Raw genomic sequence first — 24,432 nt, 5'->3', positions numbered from 1 at the left:
GACGCGAGGATCCACGACCAGATCGATGACCTGGTCGAGCACGCGCGTGCGCTGGACGAGCTCACCTACGCCCGCCGCGCCGCGCGGATCCTGGAGGAGTCGCGCGCCGGCGAGGACCCGGCCCGGAGCGCGGCGCGTCGCCTGGAGACCGAGCTGACCGGCCCCAGCCCCGTCCCCGGCACCCTGAGCCGTTACCCCGCGCTCGGCCGGCTGGCACGCGACGTGCTCGGCGACTCCCGGCCGGAGCTCGTCTCGCGTCTCTTCCCCGGACCGGCCGGTGCCGCACCGGAGCAGACGCCGGTGGAGGCGCGATCGAGTGCGGCCGGTGAGTCGCGGCCCGCTCCACCGGAGGAGTGGCCGTCGTGGACGGCGGCCTCTCGGCTCGCGCCGGCCGAAACGTCACCGGCGGCCGAACCGCCGCGAGCCGTCGAGGTCCGCCCGGCCGACGCGCCCGTCCGCTACGGCGACGTCTACGAGGAACGGCTCTGGATCGGCAACCGCCGAAACTACGAGAGGGACTTCTCGCGCGCGCTCGGTCTCGACCCACGCCTGGCCGACGTCGTCCGCCGGGCCAACCACCGCCTGTACACGACCATCGCCCAGCACGTGCCCGCCGACGAGGCCGCGCGAAGCTTCCTGGACGGGTGGGAGAGGCAGCCGGCGGTCGCGCTGGAGCGCATCCTCGGTGAGGACTCGCCCTGGTCGCTGGAGGAGCACCTCCGGGCGTTCTTCCGTGCGGTGCAGGCGCAGGAGAAGGGGCTCGGCTCGCTCTGGGGCGAGCGACCGCAGCGTTCTCGTCTCCGGCCCGGCGACTGGCTCGACGAACAGATCGCGCGCGGCTACGAGGTGACCCGCAGGCCGGACGACCGCACGGAGTGGGTGTTCCGGTCCTTCCGGCATCTGGACTTCGGGCCGGTGGACCGCGCGCTGTTCCTCCGCGCGGTGCTCGCCTTCCGGGCAGGGATGTACGAGACGTTCGCGGCGTGGCTCGCCTCCGGGCTCGGTGCCGACCCCGCGCACGCGGTGCCGGCGGCCGTGCTGCGGACCGAGGTGGCCGACCTGATCGAGTGGGCCGACGCGACGTTCCGGCCGCGTGACCTCACCGACGATCCGCAGCTGCTCGGCGCCCTGACGCCGCCGCACCTGACGGCAAGGGAGGGGACGACCGTCTCGCGGTGGTCACCGCCCAGGCTCGGTGAGGAGGCGACCAGGCGGGCGTATCCGTGGCTGCGCAAGATCAACCCGTTCTACGCCAAGGGCGGCGATTTCCGGACGAACTGCCTGCTGACGGGGATCGGCGTGGACCTCACCCTGGAAGAGGCCCTGCTGCACCCGGGCGAGGATCCCGAACTCCTTCCGTACTACCAGGTCCCCCCGGACGTCGCCTCGCCGCATGAGCATCTGGCGAACCTCGGCAAGGGCGACCCGCTCGACGTGCCCGGCTACCGGGCGATCCACGACGCGATGCGCACGGCCGGGCGGGGCGCGCGCGGCATCGTCCTGGTCGGCGTGCACGGCACCGACGTCGACCACGTCTTCAACGTCGTCCACGACGAGAACGGCGTCGTCTTCCTGGACGGGCAGAACGGCCGGGAGGCGTACCTGCCGGTCGCCTTCCGCAGCCTGCGCTTCCTGCCCACCAGCAACGGCTTCCCGCGCGACGCGATCGAGGTCAGGCCGGAGCCCTGGCCGCACGGGCGGCTCGTCGGCGCGGACACGGCGCCGTTCGTGCCCAAGGACGCGTCGCCCGAGGACCTGGCCCGCATCCGGTACATGGAGGAGTCTCTCCGGTACGAGAAGCGGCTCGCCGAGTACGTGTCAGAGGACGAGCGGGTCACCGGGTACATCGGCGAACTCGTCAAGACCCTCTGGGACCACACGTCGGAGGAGTCGCGCCCGATGTACGGCACCGACGACGAGTGGGTGGCCGGCCGGGTCGGGAAGTCCCTGGAAGAGCTGCAACGGGTGGTCGACTCCGGCAACCTCCGTGAGCGCATGACCTTCCTGTTCAACGGAGTGGCCAGCGGCATGGTCCCCCGGCTCCTGAGAGGGAGCGAGGGCATGGCCCCGGAGATCGACGCCGAGCGCACGCAGCGCGTGAACACTCCGGCGCGCGACCACTTCGAGAAGCGGCTCGCGGAGATCAACGCGTCGGACCTGTCCCCGGCCGAGAAGGAGGCGGCCGTCGCGGAGGAGCAGAAGGTCCTCCGCACGACCGAGCGGGCGTCGCAGGTCCGGCCCCCGCTCAGCGACACCGAAAGGGCGCTGATCGGCGAGGGCGAGGATCTGCCGTGGATCCCGGCCGGCCACAACAGCGAGCTGCCCCTCGCCACGAGCGACTTCCAGCACAGTTCGAAGGCGACCGGAGGGCTGGTGGACACCGGCACGTCGGGCTCGGCCTACAAGTTCGCCTACAACCTCAAGCGGATCACCCGGTGGCGAGGCGTGAAGGACCTCGACCACGGGCTCCTTCGCGCCGCGATGTTCGCCGTGATGCGGTCGCAGAGACACCACAGCTTCCACGAGCTGATGCGCGGCTACGCCGTCGCCCTGAAGGAACTCAGGCACGACGACCCGGCCCTGGAGTACGTGGACGACTGGCGCCGGTACCGGCACTTCGCCCCGTACAGCGAGGAGGAGCTACGGCGGAACGTGGCCTACGAGGGCAGGTTCCCCGACGAGCACGCGCTGGATCCGCTCGGCCACGGCGCGGCCGGGCCGGACGTGACGGGATGGTCGCAGACCAGGCTCGGCCCGGACGGGATCCGGCGGGAGATCCCCTGGCTGCCCAGGATCAACCCGCTGTACGCCAAGGGCGCGGACTTCCTCACGAACTGCCTGCTCGCGGGCATCGGGCTGCATCTCACCCTAGAAGAGATGCGCCTGCACCCGGAGCAGGACCCCGCCCGGCAGGCCTACTACCAGGTGCCGCCGGACGCCGCGTCGCCGTACGAGCATCTGGCGAACCTCGGCAAGGGCGACCCGATCGACGTGGCCGGCTACCAGGCCATCGAGAACGCCCTCGACGGCAGGCCCGGCGCGCACGGCCTGGTGCTCATCGGCAGGCACGGCACGGACGTCGACCACGTCGTCGGCGCCGTCAACCTCAAGGGCAAGGTCTACTTCCTCGACCCGCAGACGGGCGGCGACGCGGACCTGCCCGCAGACCTCCGCAGCCTGCGGTTCCTGCCCATGAGCGGGAACCTCCCGCGCGAGGCCGTCCAGGCCGCCGCGACCCCCTGGCCACGCGGAAGTCTCATCGGCGCGCTGCCCGGAAGCACCGGCCGGGGGATCGAGGGTTTCGGCCCGGAGGAGCGGGCCGCGTGGGCGAAGGACCACGAGAGCACCTTGGCGCACACCGACGGCGAGGGACAGCGGCGGCAGGTTCGGCGGGGCCCCGGATACGACCGTCCGGCGACGGTGGACGATCCGGCGACGCCGAGCGCGCCCGTGGTGGGATCGCCGTTCGAGCGCCCGGGGATGCGGCTGGGCGAGGAGCCCGGCGACGAGGTCGTCGTCGGTCCGGAAGACTCGGCGGGCGGCCGGCAGGCGGCGCCTGCGGGCGGGCGGCCTCGGAGCGGTCCGGGATACGACCGGCCGATGACCATCGACGACCTCCCGGCGGAACCCGTGGCGGAGCCGCCGGCCGAGCGTCCGTCCGCACGGACGCGCAACGGCTTCAACGGCAGGCCGATGACGGTCAACGATCCGCCGACGCCGCCCAGGGCCGAGCCGAAGCGCGATCCGCTCGCGGGGCCCGGCCAGGTGCTGGGCGAGGGTGACGGCAGGGGCGAGGGCATCAAGGGCCTGAGCAACGAGGTCCGCGAGGAGTCCGCGAAGAAGCGGGCCGAGCTCGGGACACCGGCGGTGAAGCCCGCGCGGCCGGCGCCTAAGCCCAACATCCACACCCTCAGCGAGCTGACCGACGCGCAGGGCCAAGGTGGCCACGGGCCCTCCGGGGGCGGTGGCGGAACGCTGCTGTCGCGGTCCGGTGACGGCACCTACACCCTGCTGGAGAAGCCGTCCGAGACGGCGCCTCAGCCCACGACCGGTACGGAACCCGCCGTGAGTCCCGAGCCCGTCACGGAGCCCGCCGAGTCCCCGGCCGAGCAGACCGTTCCCGAGCAGACCGTTCCCGAGCAGACCGTTCCCGAGCAGACCGTCACTCCCGAGCCGCCGGTCGCCGGGCCCGCGGCCGAGGTAAGCCAGGACACCGTGCGGGAGGTGCCCGCCACCCCGCCGCCTCCACGCCCGCGTCCGCCGACCGCCCTCGGCCGTGCGCGGGAGTACCTCGCCGGGCTGCCCGAGGAGCAGCGCGCGGAGGTGCTGCGGGAGTCGAGAACGGTCGTGGGCGACCTCACCGGCCGGGTGCCCGCCGAGCAGGACCCCGGCGGCCGCGTGACCCGGACCGACGCCGCGCGGCTGCTGGTCGCGGCGGAGCTCGCCCGGTCCGGCCGGGCGAACGCCGAAGCCCTGGCCCGGCGGCTGCTGACCAGGCCCGCGTCCGGCCCGCGCCTCACACTTCGTCCCCCCGAGTCCCCCCTGGACCTCGGCCGGGCCCGTACGACGTTGGGTGCGCTGCCGGAGGAGCGTCGTGCGGAGGTGATGGCCGAGTCCGGCACGATCGTGGGTGACCTGAGCGGCCGGGTCCCGTCGGCGCACGATCCCGGCGGTGAGGTGTCGGGCGTCGACCGGGTGCGGCTGCTGGTCGCGGCGGAACTGACGAGGTCGGGCCGGGCGGCGGGTGAGGCACTGGCCCGGCGGCTGCTGAGCGAGCGCCCCTCGGGGCCCCGGCTCACGCTCCGTCCGCCGCCCGTCCGCGTCGACGAGGGCCGGCTGGACCTCGCCCGGACCACGCTGGAGAAGGTACGGGACGACTCCGAAGAGCAGTACCTGCGACTCCTCGACGACGCCGGAGCGCTGGTACAGGAGCTGACCGGCGATCGCCCGAGGCCGACGGCGATGCGGGGGCAGGCCCACCGGCAGGCGCTGGTCTGGCTGCTGGCGGCGGCCCAGATCCCGTGGACCGGCCACCGGGGCGCGTACGACCTCGCGGCCGACCTTCTCGGCCTGCCGCGCCTGCCGGAGTCGGGCGACGCGGTGAAGCTGGTCGAGCGGCTGGCGAACGCCGCCCGCCGCGACCCCGACCGGGCCCGTACGACACTGGGCATGTTCTCCCACGAGCGGCTTCGGCAGATCGGGGCCGAGACGGATCGGGTCATCCGCGAGGCGATCACCCGGCCGCCCGCCGGACAGGCCCCCCGCGAGCGGGCGCCCCGGGAGTGGCGGACGCTGGTCGGTGCCGAGATCGCCCGCGCCGGGACCGAGGCCGGCAGGGACCTCGTGCGAGCCCTGATGACGCCGCCGAAGAAGGTCCGCTTCGCCGACGAGCCGACCGTGATCGAGCCCGAGCCCGAGGAGGGGCTCACGCCCGAGCCGTCGCCGGCCACGGAGACCGAAACCGCCGAGACCGCGGCCCCGCCCGCCATGCGGATCGAGGACGTGCTTCAACAGACCCAGGTGGGCGTGGTCAACGGCCGTCCGCTGGCGGTCTGGCTGCCCGGCACGAACATGCCCGAGCCGTCGGTCGCGGCGCGGATGCTGAGCCGGCTCGACGACGTCCTTCCCGCGGGCGTGGTGCTCGTCTTCGGCGACCTGCGCGACGGTCGGCTGATGGCGGGCGACCAGGAGATCACGGTGGAGGCGATGGCCTCGGCCATCGCCGGCCGGGCGCCCGACCTGCGGCCCCTCCTGGCGTTCTCCGGGGGCGCGAAGGTGGCCGAGCCGCTGTCGCGCGCGATGGACGAACCCGTCCTCGCCACCCCGCACGAGGTGGCGTTCGACCCGGAGACCGGAGAGGTGACCTCCCGCCGTCCCGGTGGGCCGGCCGAGGGCGCGGACCCGAAGGAGACGTGGTTCCGCCTCTACACCCCGGGCGACACACAGGGTGACCCGATCATCATGGGCCTGTACGGCGGCCGGCCGGCCGGCGGAGACCGGGGCGCCGAACCCAGCCCCGACCCCGATCCGGGGTCCTCGTCCACCGTGCCCGAGCGGCGGGACGGCGACTCCGCGCCGCCGCTGCCGGCACCGCCGGCCCCGCAGCCGCCGGCGCCGGCGCCGGCGATGGTGCCGATCGAGGCCGATCCGGCCGTCCGCTCGATCGGCGTGCCGCGCGCCGGCCTGCCGCAACAGCCGGAACTCCTGCGGGCGGTCCGGCGGCGGCTCGACCAGACCGGGGTGAAGTTCACCGAGAAGGAATTCAGCCTGCTGACCCAGCGGCTGCTGGCCAACTACCCGTACCTGCTCAGCGCGAACGACGACGACGGCACGAGCGGCCTGATGGTGCCGATCGGCGACGGCGAGGTGCTGTTCACGCTCGACCCGACCGACCCGCACACCCTGAACAACCCCGCCGGATCGACGCTCGTCCCCTCGACGCTGCCGAAGGTGGAGGGCGAGCACCACGCGGTGGACACCATCAACTCGGTGTTCGCGACCGGTGCGCACACGCAGACCGAGTCCGGGCAGGCGGGCGCCACGCGGGGCGCCATCTCGCTGACCTTCGGCATCGGCGCGACACCCGGCGTCCTCCAGGTGGTGAAGGTCGGCGGCGGGCTCTCCGGCACCGCCAACCAGTCGAACCGGTCCAACACCCACGTCGCCGACGCCGAGGGCGGCCACGTCGAGGACAACCGTGCCGAGGCGACGCTGGTCGCGTACACCGCGAACTGGTCGTTCAAGGTCCGCAAGGACGCGAGCCAGAGCTGGAAGAACACCCGGGTCCACCGGCTGACCGGCCCGACGAACGAACGACTGCTGCTGTGGATCACCGGCCATTACCTCGAAGAGCCGGACGGGGACCAGGTCACGGCCACCGGCGACGCGGTCAAGCCCGCGAAGCTGCCCAAGTTCTTCTTCGCGTCGGGTCTGACCAACCTTCCCCGGCTCTTCGACGAGATCGTGTCGGCCCTGCGGGCGAAGGGGCTCAAGCTGCCGATGGGCAGCCTGCCCCGGCAGGAGCTGCTGCAGAAGCTGTGGAACCTGAACATGCACCTCGACGCCGCGGTCAACACCGCCCGCGGCTACCGCTTCACGCTGCACGACAAGTACGGGCGGCAGGTGGCGACGGTGGCGGTCAAGTCGCGCCGCCTGGCCGCGACGAGGGTCGGCGCCACCAGCGACAAGTCCCACATCGAGAACGTGCGGACCGCCATCGACGGATCGAGCGGCGGGCACAGCATCACCAACAGCAGCACGGTGACCTTCCCGAGCGTCGAGTTCGACCTGGTGCCGAGCCCGCCCGGCCTGCCCGACCTGGGCCTGGGCGTCAGCGGATACCTGAACTACACCTCCTCGAACGTCGAGTCGCTGTCGACGGGCCGGGTCGGCCTCAACGTGGTGGTGCCGCGCGACACCTCGCACACCGCCGGGTACGACGCGTGGTTCTCCCACCAGGCGACGGTCAGCGTCCGCGGCAAGGCGAACAAACGCGCCCCGCGGACCACTTCGGCGGTCACCGGCCGCGCGCTGCTCCGGATGCCGGAGACGGCCGCGTTCGAGCACGGCTTCCCGGTCGACCGTACGGCGCTGAAGAACCCGCCGCGGCAGGGCGGCGAGGTGCCGTTCCGGAGGGACGCCATCCGCGGCCTCGGCACGCGCCCGAAGGACCCCGCCACCAAGCCCGCTCCGCAGTGGGTCGCGGACGGCAAGGGCCTCGGCATGGGCCTGCCCATGGTGGCCGACGGCACCGTCGCGGAGATCCACCGCCTGCTGGAGACCGAACTGCGCGACAGCGGGTTCCTCCCGGCCGACAGCGAGGACCCGTTCGGCGAGTACGCCTGGTACGCGCACGGCAACAAGACCGACAGCCGGATCGACAACCTCGAGCTGTTCGAGAAGATGGTCTCCAGCCGGGGCCTGGACTCCTACTACGACCAGATCCGCCAGGACGGCATGACGTTCACGCTGCGCAAGCGGCGCGGCGGCATGGGGGTGGACCTGGACGTCGACTCGGCCAAGGTCACCATCAAGGCGAAACGGAGCGCCGGGCACCCGCCGCGGTTCCTCCGCAGCACCGACCAGTTCCACACCGTCAACCTGGCGATGGGCATGGACAGCGCCGGGACGTCCGTCGGCCACACCCGCAAGCTCGCCTTCGGGTTCAAGGTGAAGGCGCTCTACCTGGCGTTGAAGACCGCCATGATGGGCGCCGAGTGGCAGCGGATCGTCGGCGCCTCCGACGCGGTCAACTACCTCAACAACCGTCCCGAGCTGCTGGAGTACCCCGGCGTCGTGGACGAGTTCGAGCTGACCGACGACTACGAGATCAAGGTCGAGTACCAGCACTCGGGCACCCAGGGCCGGATCCGCGCGGGACGGCGGAACCCGCCGGCGTGGACGGTGCCGGAGCAGACCTCGCTGGCGTACGTGCTGCCCATCGGCACCGAGAAGGGCCCGACGACGCCCGGCCCGACGCCGGCCAAGGTGCTCGACCAAGGCGTCGTGTACTTCCTCGACACCACCGGTGCCCGTGACGCGGTGCAGGCGCTCGGTCACCTCACCGACCCCGCCGGCAAGGCCTCGTCGATGCGGGACACCTTCGCGGGCACCATCGAGATGCGGGCGCACCTGAAGGAGATCCTCCAGGGCGAGTACACGACCGACCGGCCGTTCGAGTCCGGAGTCTTCCGCGACAAGTTCGGCGCGATGGACATCAGCGGCGCCATGGGCCGGACGACGTTCGCCGGCGCCACCGAGGACAAGTTCGTCCTGGGCATCATCCGGCTGTTCCTGGCCGAAGGCCGCATCACCCAGCAGAGTTCCAAGGGCTGGACCTGGGACCAGCTTGACGTCGCGGCGGGCGGGGAGGCCGGGGTCGCAAGCCTGACCGGTGAGACGGACGTCAACCGGCACTGGCAGCACAACCGCTCGACCACCATGGGGGCCACCGGCGGTAAGGAGCCGATCCAGCTCGACTTCAACCGGGTCTACATCTTCCGGACCACGGTGGACCTCACCGTCCGCAGCCGCCTGGAGAACCACTCCAAGCTGTGGCCCAGCGGCACGCCGAAGTCCCACACCGAGCGGATGCCACCGCGCACGATGGTGTTCCTGCTGCCGGAGCCGGAGGCGCTCGCCCAGTACGCCGACGGGCACCTCGCGATCTCCGACCGCCAGCTCAAGGACGCCATGCTCCGCTGGAACACCGGCCGGCTCAAGCTCGGCGGCGACCTGGCGGCGAAGATTCTCATGCGCTGGTGGGGCGACGTGCGGGTCCTGCCGAAAGACGCGCGCATCCGGCGCGGCAAGCTGGTCCGCACGATGGCGCGCCTGCACCGCACCGGGGCGACCCCGATCCTGGACCCGCAGGTCAGAGAGCGGTTCAACACGGCTTTCGGCCAGGACCTGCGCGACCCGTACGACCCGTATCTGCGTCCGCGGATGCCCGACGACGTGGTCGCGTACGCCTCGGGCGAGGGATCGGCGCTCACCGACGCGCGGCTGGAGGAGGTGCTGGCCCAGTGGCGCGAGGGCACGACGTGGCTGAGCGGTGAGGTGGTGGCGCGGACCCTGCTGCGCTGGCACGACGAGGTCCCCGACCTGCCGCCCGAGACGCGGGGCGCCCGCAGCGCCGCGATCGGCGCGCTGGCCGAGCTGCACCAGGAGGGCGGGGCGCCGATCGAGTCTCTGCCGGTCCGTGAACGCTTCAACGCCGTCTTCGGCAAGTCGCTGGGCAACCCGCGCCGCCCGTACCACCTCATGGAGCTGCCCGAGTACCTGACGCGCCAGGACCCGGCCGGCCGTCTCCTCGGCCACTCGGGCCTGTACGACGCGGACTACCAGGGCTATCAGTCCCTGCACCACCTGGTACGGGAGCGGATCGAACAGGTGGCGCCGGGCATGCTGGCCGCCGGCGCGGAGATCTGGGACGGGAAGGGCCGGCGGATCGGCCGGATGCAGGGCGGCGTCGACGCCCTGCAGTCGATCTTCGCCCGGAGCCGCGAGCTGGCCATGTGGGAGGACTTCCTCGGCCGGGACGGCTTCTCCCTCTACCTGGTCAACCCGGTCGGCTGGCTGCTGACCGACGTCGTCGAGGTGAACCTGAAAGACGTGCTGACCTCCGACCCGGAGATCTTCGACTACAAGTGGAACACCGGTCTGGAGAACTACCTGCACGGCTACATCGGCACGGCCCGGTCCCAGTCCCGCGACGGCTCACAGGCGTGGATGCCGGCCAAGCTCAGCGCCGGCAACGCCAAGGCGAGCGGCCCGGTGGACCTCAAGACCGCCGTGGGCCACCACCGCGGCACGACCCGCGCCGAGAACGCGGTCAGCGAGCAGACCGTCTACGACTGGGCGAACCACTACGCCGTGCGGTACCGGCACGAGATGACGGTACGGGTGCGGCGGCTCAAGATGTCCGGCCGGCCGCTCAACAACCTGCTCCTGCGGGGGTTCGACCGGTGGACCCGGCACAGCGCGACGTCCGGCATCACCGTGCCGGGCACACTGAACCTGCAGATCCCGCACGCCCTCGCCGAGGCGGGCAACCTGCGCGGTCCCGAGCGGCTGCGCGACCTCCTCCCGCTGCCGAAGATGCCGGGCAACGCGGCCTTCGTCGGTGTCGTCCTGGACGGGCTGTACCCGGCCGCCCGCGCGATGCTCGACCGGCTGCTCGGCCCCGGCTGGGCGCAGAGCGCGCTCGGCACGAAGAAGGGCGACCCGAACCTGCGGTCCAGCCTGTCGCTGCCGACGCTGCTGTCGCGGTCGCACCTGACCAACCACGTGCGGGACACGATCGGCGGCAACCGGTACGCGCTCCCCGAAGGCATGATCATCGGCGGGAACAGCTCCGAGCGGGTGAACCTGTCGGTCCAGGGCGAGGTGTACGACGCCCAGGTGATCATGCGGATGTCCGACGGCGGCACCGGCACCGGCCGCTACATCAAGCACCAGAGCGGCACCACCGCGAACAACAGCACGGACCTGGCCCGCGGCGTCGGCGACTACGGCATCAACGGCGGCGACGTGATCAACCCGCAGGCGCCCCAGCCGGAGGGGGCTCCGCCGCAACGCCCGGACCACAACTGGAGCTTCAACAACAGCGGCAGCCGGATCACGTCCGCGAACCACAACAGCGCCGGCACCGAGAACTACCGCCGGGAGGGACACGCCAAGGAGCTGGGCTCGCTCCTGCTGCTGCGCCTCCGGGGCCAGTGGTGGGTGGAGGCGCAGAAGACCGAACACCACCTGTTCCGCAGCCCCAAGAAGATCGGCGCTCCGGTCCGTTCCGACCCGGTCTCCGGCGACGTGTACGTCGAGCTGTTCGAGGCCCAGTACGAGGAGCTGCTCGCGCAGATCGCCGAGAACCGGCGGCAGGCCGAGGACGCGCTCCGGAACCGGACGGACCCGGCGGTCTGGAACAGGCTGGACACCGCACCGGTCTTCGACCTGCCCTCGCTGCTCGTCGACGCGGCGGCCGGGAACTACACCGCCGGACGCGCCCACCACCCGATCGTGGATCACATCCGCGCACAGGGCGGCGCGAACGGCCCGTTGGTGCTCACCTTCGGCCAGAACGCGCGGATGCTGGAGTACCGCACGATGCTCCGCTGGGCCGTCCGGACGATGCGGGCGGACCTGCGCGCCGCGCGCGAGATGGACCCGGACCTGCGGATCCCCGCCTCGCTCCGGCGCTACGAGGAACTCCTGAGCCGGGACGACGCGGGGCCGGCGGGCGGCCCGAGCCACTCCGTCGACGACGAGATCACCGCGATCATCAACGAGGTCAACCGGGTCCACGACCTGCGCCCGGACAACCCGGAGGGCGCTCCCGCCGCGCTGCCGCCGGAGGCGGCCCTGCTGAACGTGGACCCGGTGCACCTGGCCCGCGACCTCGCCGCCGAGCTGCGGGCGCATGTCCGGGTGGACGTCGCGGAGCCGGACGGGAGCACCCGCTCACGGTGGGTGGACCCCGGCGGACGGATTCACGCGTTCGACCCGAGGACGTTCGACGACATCGCGCTGACCGCGGACCAGGCGTCGCGCGCCGGGCTGTGGAGCGACGAGGTGCGCCGCCTCGCGGTGGGCCACGGCTTCGGCCCCCTGGAGCTGGCCGGGTTCTACCGCCGGTCCTGGACGCAGCAGCAGACCTTCGAACAGGCCGTCCTCGCCGCGATCGACGAGCGTCAGCGGGCTCTGGCGGGGGTGCACGAGGCGCTGCCCGGTCTCCTGGGACGGGCCATGGAGGTCGTCGCCGCGTGGCGTTCGATCGTCACCCGCATCGAGGCCGGGCACACCGGGCCGGCGCGGCCGGCCGAGCCGGAGCAGCGGGCGCTCGACGAGGCACGGGCGCAGGCCCGCTCGGCGCAGATCCTGCTCGACGAGCTGAACGCCACCCGGCCGGGGGACGGCACCACCGTCACCCGGCCGGTGGACGGCACGACCGCGGGGCCGCGCTGGACCGACGAGACCGTACGGGCGGCGAGTGAGCGTCTGACGGCCTGGGAGTCGCTGCTGGACCAACGCCGGGTGGGCCTGGCGTACCGGCCACGGAGCGCGCCGACGACGCAGCAGGCCATCGACGGGCTGCACCGGACGCTGGACGCCGCCGGCTCCGGCGCGGTCTCCCTGGTCGTCACCCAGGACGCGGCCGGTGCCGGCGGGCGGTTCACCGTGGTCAACCACCGCGGCCGGATCCGCTGGTTCGAGTCGGAGTCCCGGCTGCCGGTGGAGCCGCCGCGGGGCGCCCAGCGGCTCTACTCGCTGGACGTGGGCGGCGACGGCGTGCTGCTCGACCCGCCTGCCGGGCTGCGCGGGCCGGCGGCGTCGGAACGCCGCTTCGGGCCGGTGCGCGACCGGGCGCTCGCCGACGTCGCGCACCATCTCGACCATGGCCTGGTCCGGCCCGGCGCGCGGGAGGCCGCCGCGCGCTCGGGCTCGCACCTGCCCCGGTTCGTGACCGAGTTCGAGGACCGGATCGCCTACCAGAACGAGCGCATGGCCGCGCTGACGGCCGCGCCGGGGCCGCGCATCGTGAGCCTGGCCACCGCCATGCGCGGAGGGCTGCTCGTCGACGCGCACGTCTACCGCGACGAGCACGGGCAGCACGGCGTCGGCCCGGGCGGCCTGAACGTCCCGGGCTGGACCCGGCTGGGCGCCCTGGCGGACTTCGCGCCGGTGTACTGGCTGACCCGGGGAGCGCGGGCGGAGGGCGCCACCGCCTGGGACGTCCGCCGGAACGGCCTGGGCGAGGCCGTGCGGTTCCTGTCCGGAGACGTCGGCCAGGCCATGGCACAGCGGGTCCGCCGGGCGTTCGGCGAACACGCCGACCGGGAGGTCGAGCAGGTCGACCGGCTGCCGGACGATCTGCCGCCCGGAACCTGGGTCTGGTTCACCGGCGGGGGCCGCAGCGGCGCCGCGGTGGCCACCGGCACCGGGTACCGCGTGCTGCTCACCGGCACGAGCGGCACGCGTGAGGTGCGGGCGTCGCAGGTCCTGGGGGAGCCGGCCCGCCGGCCGCACACCATCGTGCTCGCCCGGGCGCGGACCGAGGCCGCCCCCGGCGGGCGGCGCGGCCCGGAGAGCGGCACGGTCACGCCGGACCCGGGCACGACGGTCGCGCCGGGCGGCACCGCCGCGGGCCGTACGGTCGGCGGCGGGCGGACCGTCGGGGGCTCCGGCCCGTCCCGCGACGCCACCCGGCCGGTACGGGCACGGCGCACGATCGTGGACGACCCGCTGCCGGCCGACCCGCACGTGTACGTCAGCGAGGACGGGCAGCACCGGGTCACGGCCGCCGGGACGACCCGGGGCAGCTGGACGGACCTGGGCGCGGTCGCGGCGTACACGCTGACGTCCTGGCTGGTCCGCGGCGGGCCGGAGCGGGGACTGACCGACGCCGTCGTCGTCCACGAGGAGCTGGACCGGGCGATCGCCTTCCTCACCGAGGACTTCGCGCTGGACGAGCACGAGGAGACGGTCCGCACGCTCCTGGCCGGTGTCACCGGCCGTACCGTCGAGCTGACCGACGAACTGCCCGCGGGGCTGCCCGAGGGCACGCTGGTCTACTACTCCGGCCCGGAGAACATCGACGGCGCGGTGGTGCTGTCCGGCAGCCGCTACCGCAGCCTGAAGCCCGACGGCACGACCCAGGTCGCCCCGGACCAGGGCGGCGGAGCCCTCCCGTCCGGGCCCGGGCACAACTTCCTGATCGCCCGGCCCGCCACGGCCACCGCGCCGAAGACGACGGGAAGGACGCCGGCGAAGGACGCGTCCTCGGCCGCGGTGGCGCAGGCCGCGAAGCGCGCCGCACAGGTGGAGCGGCAGGAGTTCGACCCGGCACGGCTGCAGGCGACGCTGGACGCCCGGCAACTGCGGCCCCTCGGCGTGCCCGGCGACGGGAACTGCTTCTACCACAGCCTGATCGAGATCGCCGGTACGTACCTGGAACGGCACATTCCCGGGCTCAGCATGCGAGGAGACCGGCTTCGCGCCGTGAAGGCGCTGCGCGACTGGCTCGCGGACCGGCTGGAGGCCGACTTCGCGGTCGCGGCCCTGGGCCTGCCGTCGCGGTACGCCGGCTTCTTCCACGTGGTCGAGGGCGGGCCCTCGATCGCGCGGCAGCAGCGGGCGCTGGTGAACCAGATCCGGACGATGGACGCGTGGGACGACGAGGCGGGCGACGTCGTCGCGCACCTGGCGGCGTACGAACTGGGCCTGCGGATCACGTTGATCCAGGACCGGTACGTCACCACGGTCGGACCGGACGGGCCGGCCCACCTCAGCTTCATCCGCCGGCCCGGCCACTACCTGGGGACCCGGAGCACGCGCACGGACGCGCCGCCGATCCCGTGGCGGACCTTCCGGCCGGTTCCGCCGACCTCGGCCGTCGTGGCCCGGGCGCAGTACGACCGCCAGACCGCGTGGTTGAAGCGGCGGTACGCGAACGTGCGGACGGACCTCGAACGCCTCACGTCACGGCTCGCCCCGGACATCGTCGATGACCTCAAAGCCCGGGTACACCGGCGGATCGCCGCCCGGGACCAGGAGCTGGCGCGGCACGGCACCGAGACGGCGGCGCACCTGCGCCCGCAGCACCGGCTCGACGCCAACGTGAGCGCGGTGGGCGATCTGGAGCGGCTGGTCCATGAGTACCAGGCGCAACTGGGGGAATCCACGCGGCCGGTCCCGGCCTCCGTGTCCGGCCAGGGCGTACGGGCCCGGACCCGGATCTCGGACTACCTGTTCAACGAGGTCAACTCCCGGCTCGCCCGCCTCGGCGGGCGCTGGCTCCTCGGCCGGGTCGACCGGGGACAGATGCGTGAGGCGCTGGCCGACCTCCCCCAGGGCGGCCCCACCGACCAGGCCGGCCTGGCCACCGACCTCACGCACCAGATCGCGTTCGGCTCGGCCCCCCGCCTGAGAGGCGGCGAGCGGCCCGCCGCGGAGCGGCTCCGAGATCCGTTCGCGGCCGGCCCCAGCGGCACCGGCGCGAACGATCACGAGGTCGCCGGCCGCACGTTCGGCGCGGGCCCGGAGGTGCTCGCCGCGGCCGAACGGTTCCACACGCGATTCCACGAGTGGGCGGACGAACGCACCGCCGTGCCGGGGAAGGGCAAGGCCCCCGTACGCGCCGCGGACCTCGCACCGCGCATGGAGGAACTGCTCTCCCGGCTGGACCTGGGAGACGCCGGCGCCCTGACGAGTGACCGGCCGATCGAGCCGACCGTACGGCTGATGCTGGCGTACCGGGAGCTGGGGCTGCCCGACGGCGACGCGTCGCTGTTCCTCAAGGCGCTCAAGGCCGGCCTGATGAGCGACCTCCTGCCCGACGAGGCGAACCCGGCGCACCTGTCGATGGTGGATCTGCGGCGGGCCGCGGACGCGGTGGGCATCGGCGGCGACCGTGCGGTCGGCGACCAGATCATCACGGCCGTCGCGCTCGAGAGGCGGCTGGCCGAGGTGCTCCCGCCGTACGACGGGACGTCGGAGGACTGCGTCTACCGGCTGGAGGCGGTGCGGCGCGAGCTGTACGGCGGCCCGATGGTGTCCCGCGACGACCTCACGGTCGGGGACAGGCGGCCGGAGCGGGCGCTGGCCGCGGCCCTGGGCGGGGACTGGCGTCCGCTGCACGGACCGCCGGAGAGCGTCGCGCCCCTGGTGAGGCGCCTGGGGCCGGGCACGACGGCGTTCCTGCTGGTGTCGACGCAGTACGGCCCGGGCCACGCCTTCGCGCTGCGGAACGAGGGCGGCCACCTGCTGTGGCTGGAGACGCAGGCCGGGCCCGGATCGCGGGTGTACGCCGCCGAGGACGGCGCGCCGGTGCCGGGCGGGGACGCGCGCGTCATCCTCGTGGACGCGACCGGCCGCGCGGTGGTGCCGGACTCCCTTCCCGCGGCGCCGTACGACGTGGACGCGCTGCGGCTCGCGCCGGAGGAGCTCGGCTTCGCCGCGCAGGGGCGCGAGCACGAGATGATGCACATCGTCCACGGTCACGGCCGGACCACGTTCCAGGGAAGCGAGGAGACCCTCGTCTTCAACCGTGCGACCGGCGTGGTCGTGGAGACCGACACGACGCACGTCTGGGTCGCCGGCGGCCGGTACTTCGCGACGAAACGGGCGGCGGTGGCGTCGCGGCGCGGAAAGGTCAAGCGTAAGTCCGTCAACATCGTCGAGGTCGTCAGCAGGCCGGAGCAGGTCCTGCGGACCGGGGAGGAGCACTACTACGACCCGGCGGTGGTGCGGGCCGGGATCCGCGACGTGAAGAGGCGCCTGAACAACGCGGTGCGGCTCCGCGACGGCGAGGCCGGGCCCGGCTTCCGCGGCACCTCGCTGCGGGAACTGTTCGGCGACGATCCCAACTACGAGTACGGCCCGGACGCCGACGAGCTTTCGGTCCTCCTGCCGCCCGGCTTCGACGACTCGGTGTACACGCACCTCAGTGAGGGCACGCCGACGGCGTTCACGGTGGCCTTCCTGCGAGCCGTCGAGCGGTACGCCGAGGCCGACGACGTCAGGCGATACTTCCGGGACGGGCTGCGGTTCGGCGACGACGTGGTGCTGACGTACCTGGACGAGCGGCTGGGCCGGCGCGTCGGCCGGTTCGCCGGTCCGGCGATGGAGTACGTGCCGGGCGTCGCCGACGTGCGCACCTCGATGACGCTCATGAACACGCACACGTACGCCACCGCCCGCGTGTTCGTCCGCGGCGACGAACACCTGGCGAAGAACCTCATCCACGGGACGCTGCGCACCTCGTTCGCCGCCGTCCGCGAGTCCATGCCGGCGGAGGTCCGCGGCTTCCTGGAAGGCCACTATGAGGAGATCCGGGCGATGCTGCGCGAGGATCTGCGGCAGCGGCTCGCCCGGGCGATCAGGACCTACGAGCGGCACCCGGACCGCCACCGCCGCTGGCGCAAGTTCGGCCGGGACCCGCTGCCCCTGTTCGAGTACCCGCTGAGGAACGAGAGCATGACCCTCGGCGACTATGTCGACAACATGCTGCTGCCCGCCGGGCGGCCCAGGGTCTACGTGGACCAGAACGCCGCGATGAACGTCCGGACCAACATGCGCCGGCTCGACCGCGGGCGGATCGTCACCGAGATCCGTGACATCGGCCCGCAGCGGCAGAGCCTGCGCAGGTCGGAGGAGACGGCCGAGGAGTTCGCCGAGCTCGCCCGGCTCATGCACGCGCAGGCCGAGCGGGTGGCGCACAACAACGGCACCGTGGAGGGCCGGGAGTTCAACCGGAGGCTGGTTCAGGCCGTGGACACGGTCAGCGCCTACCGTCCGCCCGCCGACGACCTGGCCACGGACGTGGCCGACTTCCTCGGCTCGGTGGCGCGGCACGCCCCGGACGCGGTCCGCGATCCCATCTTCCGGGAGAACGTGACGTCCAACCTCCAGGCCGATGCCGTGGTGGCGCTGAGCGACTTCATCGAGAACTCGTCGCGTGAGTACGCACGCGCCGTACGCCGCGCGATCCAGGCCATCCGGGAAGCTCTGGTCATCGAGCGTGGCTCGGCCGAGCGCGCGGCGGCTCACTTCGCCGATCTGATCGAACGCGCCGGTCTGCTGATCAGGGAGCTGGGCCGGCACTCCGAACGCCGGTACCCGGATCCGGAGTACGCCAACGACGCCGGGACGACCGGTGCCGGAGCCGTTCGCCGCGGTGTGACCTTCACGGCTGCCGGCTCTTCGGCTCGTTCTTTCGCGGACGAGACCGTGCAGGATCCGCCCCGCTGGCACGACATCCGCTCGCCGGAGGGGCGTGTCGTCGGACGGGCGTTCTTCAACGACGCGGACTGGCGTCTGCGGTCGCCGTTCTACGGAGCTCTGCAGGGCGCGGAGTTCCGTTCCTGGTCGGGGAGTCCGGGCCGGGAGGTCAGCGCTCCGGTGGAGGTGCCGATCGGCGACCGCGGCCGCGTGTACATCCTCGCGGGGCACGGGGCGGAGCTTCGTGACCTGCCCGGCCTCGCCAGGACCATGGCCCAGGAGATCGTCCGGCAGGGCTTCACCACCCTGCTGCTCCTGCGCTGCACCGATGAGACGCCGGCGCCGGACTCGGCGGCGCTGCGGGAGGTGGCGCGGGACTTCGAGCTGACCATCGTCGAGGGGACCGGCGCGGTCGCCCCCACGCCCGGTGACATCAACCTCCTCCCGGACGGCTCCGGCCGGGCCACCGGGGTACGCGTCCACAGCTCCGACGGGACCACCAGCCGTTACGACGCCGCCGGGGGACACACCGAGCCGGAGCCCGCCGGCGGTGGCACCGCCGGCCGGAGCCTGGATCCGTCCTCGTTCGACTACCGGATGCTCATGCACGAGGCGAAGAAGGAGCTTCGCCGGCTCACCCCTGGAACGCGACCGGTCTCCCTGACCCCGGAGACACTGGTGCGGATCCACGACGACCTGCCCGGCCACCTGGCCGGGCAGCCGCTGCGGCTGCGCGGCCGGGCGATCGCGCAGATCCTCGCCCGCGAGCGATCGGCGAAGCCGCCCGGGGACGCCGTGACCACCGGCGACCGGGACGGCGGCGAGACCGGCCGGCCCTCCGCGCCGCCCGGTTCGGAGCCGGACGAGGTCTCGGCCGAGCCGCCGGCCCTGCAGATCCTGCCGGGCGAGGACGAGACGTTCGGCGAAGCGCTGGCGCGGGCCCTGAACGCGAACTCCCCGCTCCTGCCGGAGCACGACTCCGCGGAGAGCGCCGTGGACCGGTTCTTCGCCGGCCTGACGGAGGAGGACCTGCCCGCCTCCGCACCGCTGGCCGACGAGGCGGCGCAGGCACGGGTCGAGGAGTTCGAGCGGGCCGGCGTCCGGCTGACGGCCGGGCAGCGGGCGCAGGCGGTCCTCCAGAACGGCCGGCTCACCGTCGCGTCGCTGGACCTCGACCGCGTCCAGCGGTTCCGGCTGGCGATGGAGACCGAGCCGGCGACCTCGGAGACCCGGGCGGCGATGACCGCGGCCCTGGACGCCACCGCCCGGCGTCTGGGCGTGCGCATCGTCCTCGGCGAGGCACTGCCCGCCGGTGGCGAGCGACCGGTCCTGCCCGGTCCGGAGCTCCGCAACGGGTCCGCGACTCTCGCCGTCACGGCGAAGAAGCACGTGCGGTGGGCGGACGAAGAGGGCGGCGTCCTGACGACCGCCCGCGACCCGGACGGCACGGATCTCCCCGAACCGGAACCGGTCGAGGGCCGGGAGCCGGAGCGGGCCGTACGGCGAGGCCCGTGGTACCTGGACTTCGACGCGTTCGGCGAAGCGTCGGTGCGCGGCGTGGACCCGTGGACCGAGGAGGACGTCCGGCTCTGGGCGCATCACGTCGCGAGCGGCTCCCGGCTTTCCGGCGACGGCCCGGAGCTGAGCAGCGGCATCCAGCGCGGGCTGCGGGAGATGCTCCGGACGGGGGATGCGGCCGGGTGGGACCGGCTCTTCCAGCGGGGGCACCTGTTCACGGCCGGCGGCCGTCTCGTGTGGCTCCGGCCCGTACCACGGGACGTACGGGTCGGAACGCGGCAGCCGTCGGGTGGGGTGCGGGAGTACGACGTGTCGTTCGCGTCGCTGGCGGCCGGGGGCAGGAAGTCGCGGGAGGTTTCGGCGGGGTTCGACGGCACACTGCTGACGTTCTTCTCTCTCGGGCTGCGGACGGCCTCGGCGCTCATCCCCGGGTTGCCGTCGCTTGGCATGAGCTCGGCGGACAAGCGTGAGGAGGAGTGGGAGGTCCAGGTCATCGCGGGGCGCAAGCTCTTCGTGGGCGGATACGCGCGTTTTCGCGGCGGTATGGCGGTGCGGGTGTTCGTGGACGGACGGGAGCGCCCGAACGACGTGGTGCTCCCGGCGCGGTTCGACCTCGACCTGCCGGACGAGCTCACCGCACCGGGTGCGCCGCGGCCCGAGACGGGGGTACGGACCGTCGGCGGGGGGCGTACGGGGCGGCGGCCCTCGCAGTCCGCGGAGTCACTCACCGCGGTCGATCTGATCCCGGTCGTGGCGGAGCTGCAACGGAGTCTCCTCGGCGCGGGTCTTTCGGCGGAGTCCGTGCTGAAAGCGATGGGCGAGGTCATGGAGCACCTGACCGAGAAGTCGGCGCGCAACCGTAGCCGGCTGATGCTCGGCACCGGTGTTCCGACGAAGAAGGTGCGGGTGCCGGCGGGGCGCCTGAGGTCCTTCGAGGGACACTTCCTGATCAGAGCGGACGTCGAGACCCTGCAGTACTTCGGCGACAGCGAGGTGTCCGTGCGGGAGGACACCGGCAGTGGTCTGACGGACAAGCCGGGGCGCGGCAAGGACAGCGGGACGTCCCTGGGCTTCGGCTTCAACGCCGCCGGGCTCACCGCCCCCGAGCACCACGACGACGCCGGCAAGGGTTTCGTGCACGGGCCGGGGCTCACGCTCGGGTTCTCGCGCGCCGCGGGGCACGGGATGGCCGAGCAGGCCCTCGGTCACACCGTGCTCAACCGGAAGATGACACAGGCCCGCTACCGGTCGGGTCTGCGGGTGAGCGTGGAGATCCGTTCGACCACGCACGACATCCCGGACGTCTCCACGGTGGTGGAGTCGGAGGTCGGGGTGCCGAAGGTCGAGGCGGCCGACTTCGAACGCCGGCTGACCGGCTCGACGCAGGACGCGTCCGAGCAGGTCCGGGTGTATGCGTTGCTGCGCAAACCGCGCGGTGTGGTGCCTGAGGAGGCGTACCGTCGTCCGGCGCGTCTGGACCGCGTGATGCCGGTGGATGTCGCCCATGGAGAGTCGCTCGCCCTCGCGTCGCGCCGGGGGCTCGGCTTCGGCACGGGCGCCACGCTGCCCGGCGCGGAGCTCGTGCACGAGCAGCTGCGGGCGGTCATGTTGCGGCGGCACGACACGCTGTCGAAGGGGGCCAAGGCCGACTGGTCGGAGGCGGACCTGCAGCTGGCCGCCTGGTACAGCAGGCCCGCGCTGGAGGCGGACCTGTCGACCACGATGGCCGGGATCGAACGCACCGTCCGCGTCGGCGGCCGAAACTACCGGCTGGCCGCCCGCGCGTACCTGATGGAGCGGCTGGACCGCGCCGGTGACCCCTACTCCCTGACCGTCAACCTCCGGGCGCTGGCGGCCGCCTCGGCGAACGGGCACCGCGCGACCGAACTGGGCATCCGGCTGGGGGCCGGGCTCGGGGCGCGGGTCACGGCGTTCGCGTGGCTGCGGATCGCGATCGGCGCCGCCGGTGTGGCCGGCGGGTACTCCTACTCTCCCAAGCACCAGCTCACCGGGGGCGCCAAGTCCTACCGCCGTACCGAGACCACCGGCCAGGTGCACGAGCACCCGTACAACGTGATCTACGAGCTGTCGGTGCGGTCGCCCGGCGGACAGGCCGAGGTCTGGTGGATCGACCGGCGTGGGGACGTCACCGCCCGGGTCGTCCTGCCCCAGGAGCACCGTCTGGCGATACCGCCCACACCGGAGCAGATCGCGGGGGCACGGCAGACGTTCGAGTCCTGGCGGTGGCCGCACGGCACGGGCGTCGCCTTCACACGCGGGGTCTCGGGCCTGTTCCCGGCGTTCTTCGTCCTGCCCGAGCTGTGGCGGCTGGCCGCGCGTGTGTACGCCGAAGCGAACGGGCTCACCGACGCCTGGCTGGAGGATTCCGGCGGGTGGCCGGAGGCGATCAAGAACGCGACGCGTCCGAGTGGGCTCGCGGCCCACTTCGCGTCCCTGACGAGCCGCACCGGGCGGTACGTCGCCCTGCCGCGCGGTAAGGACGGCCGGAAACAGGCGTTGCGGATCCGGTTGCGCGGCTACCGGGTCCGTTATCTCTACGCGAGCGACGGCGTCGAGATCGAGCAGTACGCCCAGGGCAACGCCGCGTTCAAGGACGAGAGCGTGCACAAGTGGGAGGCCGGGCCGACGTTCTCGGCCGGGCCGCAGTTCCGGCTGGGCGGCGAGGCCGAGGACCCCCACTCGCTGAGCCCGGAAGACGGCGGGTGGAGCGACCACTCGCCGGGCAGCGAGAACAACACCGGGCCGGGCGGGCGGATCCAGCTCACCGGGCACGCCGAGGCGCGCTGGGAGCACAAGCGCGAGCACGGCCGGGAGAAGGGCCCGGTGGACATCACCCGCGCCACCTACGGCGGGCGGACGCACACCTACCGGATGGACCCGGTCTTCGAGGTGACCCTGGTCCGCTGGAAGGGAAAGTCGATCAGCTGGCGGTCGCGCTACCTGCGTGCGACCGACGCGCTGGACGTCGTCATCCCCGAGCGGCGGATCTTCGACCTCGGTCTGACCGCGCCGGGGGTGATGGCACCGGTTCCACGGCCTCCGACACGTCACGTGCCGCCCGGCCTGCTCCCGGGAATGTCGTATCCGGAGACGATGGACGCCGCAGGCGTCCTGCCCCGCATCGAGGCCTGGCTGCGCGGCGAGGGCGTGCTGCGTCCGGCACCGCCGCAGGAGCGCCCGAACCTGCTGACGCGGGAACTGGAGGCGGCGTACTCCTCCGACGCGTTGCGCGACCAGTTCACCGCGCTCACCGGTTCGGGGGTGGTCCGCTGGATCCCGCTGCCGCGCGCGTTCGGCGCCGTCCGGTACGTGTTCGTCCGGGTCACCGCCCGGATCGCCGCCGCCGACGAACAACTGGCACGACCCGAGGTGAAGCTGACACTGCGCGGCGAGGGGCAGCAGAAGACGACCGCGACGAAGTCGTCGGGATTCGCCTACGGGGCCGGTGCCGACCTGCGGACCCGCGCCGGAACCGAAGGGCACGAGGGCGACCACGGAGGGATCGAGGCGAGCGGCGGGTTCCACCGGTCCTCCGCACGCGGCGCCGAGAAGACCGAGAAGACGCTGGAGATCTATCGCGCCGGTACGCGGGAGGGGTCACAGGAGTACCGGCACCGGCTGGCGTTCCGGATCGAGCTGGGTCTGAGCGGCGAGCTGCCGGAGGTCCTCAACGTTCCGGTCCGCGGCACGCGGCTCGCGTTCGTGGGCCTCGGCCGTCTCACGCACACCCGGTGGCCCGGCCGGCTCTGGTACGCCCACGGGATCTTCCTGCGGCACCACGTCTACGAGCCCGGCCCGGGCGGCGTGACGGGCCGCGTCCGCCTGCTGGTCCCCGACCACATCGCGCTCCTCGACGCACCTCCAGGAGGACTCGAACCCGTCCTGGGGGCGAATCCGGCCTGGGACGGCCGTCCGCTCTGGGACGGACACGACCAGCAGGCGGTCGCCACGCTCATCGAGAACCTCCACCCGTGGGGGGTCCCGTTCGCGGACGCCGTGGAGCGATGGGCCGGACTGCCCTGCTCCCCGTTCGGCCGCCCGAAGGACCTCAACGCCCCACGCGCCTGGCACGTCCCCGGCCTGGACTTCTCCACCTGGGCGGGACTGCGCTACCTGCACTACACCGCGCAGAACACCATCCGCCCGGACATCAAGGACGTGCTGCGGAACACCTACGAGGTGCCGGTCGGTGGCCGGAAGACGATCGTCGGTGCGGAGATCGTCGCGGCCGAGGTCATCGGCCCGCTCGAGGGCACCGACTTCAAGGGCCGGAACTACACCCAGGAGTCGGAGGCGGACAAGGACACCTCCGACCACTCCGGCGGGTTCCACCTCTCCTTCGGCCCTGAGGCCGGCGGTGAGATGGGCGCCGCCCGGTCGCTGGGGATCGGCGGTTTCGAGTACGCCCGCGAACGCGCGGAGGAACTGTCCGGTGAACTGGGCGGCACGGACGAGAGGAACAGGGAGGCCACCCGCCGGTACCGCCACTACCGGTTCACCCTCGACCTCGTGATGAGCGGGCACCACGGCATCCTGCGGGTACGCGCACCCTACGGCCTGTACGGGATGATCCCGCTCGAGAAGGACCCCGCGGGCGGATACCGGCTGGTCGGAGGCCTGGAGGAGTCGCTGCCCGGCCTGTTCGGCCGGCCCCGCCGCCACAACGTTCGTTAG

General features: G+C 73.1%; 1 protein-coding gene (running past one end of the window). It reads left to right on the top strand.

Features of this window, described 5'->3' with window-relative positions; translation table 11 throughout:
* Positions 1-24,432: the 3' portion of a toxin glutamine deamidase domain-containing protein gene (locus tag OG417_RS53000; RefSeq protein ID WP_329247159.1), read on the top strand. It extends 23,343 nt beyond the left edge of the window; 24,432 of the gene's 47,775 nt are visible here — the last part of the coding sequence; the start codon falls outside the window, past its left edge; its stop codon occupies positions 24,430-24,432.

It is taken from the genome of Actinoallomurus sp. NBC_01490, from assembly GCF_036227085.1.
GTDB lineage: Bacteria > Actinomycetota > Actinomycetes > Streptosporangiales > Streptosporangiaceae > Actinoallomurus > Actinoallomurus oryzae.
The sequence above is the reverse complement of the archived record's forward strand: the minus strand, read 5'-3'. Positions and strand labels throughout refer to the sequence as shown.